This window comes from uncultured Caballeronia sp. (genome assembly GCF_964243625.1).
Classification (GTDB): Bacteria; Pseudomonadota; Gammaproteobacteria; order Burkholderiales; family Burkholderiaceae; genus Caballeronia.
On record NZ_CAXTGZ010000844.1, the window covers coordinates 1 to 2055 of the forward strand.

General features: G+C 60.7%; 2 protein-coding genes. One reads left to right on the plus strand and one right to left on the minus strand.

Translation table 11 applies throughout. The annotated features are described in order from the left end of the window. Positions 1 to 1331 (minus strand): flavin-containing monooxygenase (locus ACFFAR_RS31640; RefSeq protein WP_375509278.1); only part of this gene is annotated, 1331 nt, incomplete at its 3' end. Between the two features lie 172 nt (positions 1332 to 1503). Here ACFFAR_RS31640 and ACFFAR_RS31645 point away from each other — a divergent pair. Then, on the plus strand, positions 1504 to 2055 hold a 552-nt coding region (locus ACFFAR_RS31645), incomplete at its 3' end, for an MFS transporter (protein ID WP_375509279.1).

The following is a 2055-nucleotide window of genomic DNA, read 5'->3' on the forward strand; positions in this document are numbered from 1 at the left end:
CGGACGTTGTACTCGGCTTCGACTTCCGGCTTTACATCGATGCTCGCCACGCCGCGATCGCGCATATAGGTGAGCGCTTCCATGACGTAGGTGACTTGCGATTCGATCATGTAGACCATCGAGTTATGCGCGAGGCCTGAGTTTGGACCGACGAGCATGAAAAAGTTCGGATAGTCCGGCAGCGTCGTGCCGAGGTAAGCGTGGGCGCCGTCGCGCCAGGTATCGGTGATGCGCACGCCGCCGCGACCTATTATCACGCCGCGCGTGAAGGGCTTCGAGACCTGGAAGCCCGTGCCGAAGATGATGCAGTCGGCGGGATGGCGGACGTTATCGGCGGTGACGACTGCGTTGGGTTCCACGCGCACGATGGGCTGCGTCACCACCGACACATTGCCGCGCGATACCGCCGGGTAATAGTCGTTCGAGATCAGGATCCGCTTGCAGCCGATGGTGTAATCCGGTGTGAGCGCAAGTCTCAGCTCAGGATCGGCGACCTGTTTGTGCAGATGCCTGAGAGCGACCTTCTGGATCACTTTCATGAGGGCCGGATGCACGACGAACCCCAAAACACGCGCTTCGAGCATCCAGTAAAGCGTCGCGCGCAGCAGCCATTGCGCGAACGGAACGTGCTTCAGGATCCATCGTTCGAGCTTGCCCGGTTTGCGGTCGTTCTTCGGCATGATCCACGGCGGCGTGCGTTGAAACACGTCGAGATGCGCCACGCGCGCCGCGATTTCGGGCACGAACTGGATCGCACTCGCGCCCGTGCCGATCACAGCAACCCGTTTGCCTTCCAGCGGCATCTCGTGATCCCAATGCTGCGAATGGAAACACGGTCCTTCGAATGTATCGATGCCCGGGATTGCCGGAACGGATGCCCGCGACAACCCGCCCATCCCCGCAATCAGCACGCGCGCCGACACTTTCCTGCCCGTTGAAAATCGCAGGATCCAGCGTTGCGTGGGTTCATCGAAGGTGGCGCGTTGCAGCGTTTCGTTGAAACGCAAATGCGCTCCAATACCGAACCGCGCCGCGCAATCCTCAAGGTACGCGCGGATCTCGGCTTGCGGCGCGTATAGCCGCGTCCAGCCCGGATGCGGCGCGAACGAGAACGAATAGACGTGGGCCTGCACGTCGCAGGCGCAGCCAGGGTAATGGTTGTCACGCCATGTGCCGCCAAGCGACGCCGCCTGCTCGGCCACGAAAAAATCGTTCATGCCGGCCTGTTTCAGCCGGATCGCCATGCAAAGACCGGCAAAGCCCGAGCCTATGACCGCTATGTCGATGCGTTCGGGTTCATTCGCGGCGGGCGAGGAGGCGTCTTGATGCACGGTTTCGGCAGTGAGCGTGACGGGCGGGGACAGACTATCTCAAATTTTGGCACCAAACGGGAGGCAGGCCACAGCCCTGGAATCTTCATTATCTGCAACAAACTGGCACGTTGACCGTTAAAATGCGCGCCGGCGCCAAAACAAAGCGGCCACGCCACGGAGACATGAATCGATGACCACCCGCCAGGAAAACGAAGTCCCTCAGACCACAGCCGGCTCTTTATCGGCGGGGTCGATTTCTGCGCGGCTCGACCGTTTGCCTGCAACCCGTTCCATGTGGACGCTCGTCGTGTTGCTGAGCCTTGGTTTCTTCTTCGAACTCTACGACCTGCTGTACTCGGGCTACGTCGCACCCGGGCTGGTGAAGAGCGGAATCCTGACATCGACGACAGTCGGGTTGTTTGGCTTCACGGGCGTGGCGAGTTTTATCGCGTCGCTGTTTCTCGGGCTTTTCATTGGCACGATCGCTTGCGGGTTTCTCGCCGATCGCTTCGGGCGGCGCGCGATCTTCACTTACTCCCTGCTCTGGTACACAGCCGCGAACGTGATCATGGCTTTCCAGGACACCGCGGGCGGCCTCAACTTCTGGCGCTTCATGGCGGGCCTGGGGATCGGCGTGGAACTGGTGACCATCGGCACGTACATTTCGGAACTCGTGCCGAAGCACATTCGTGGACGCGCTTTTGCGTGCGAACAGGCAATTGGATTCATGGCCGTGCCGGTG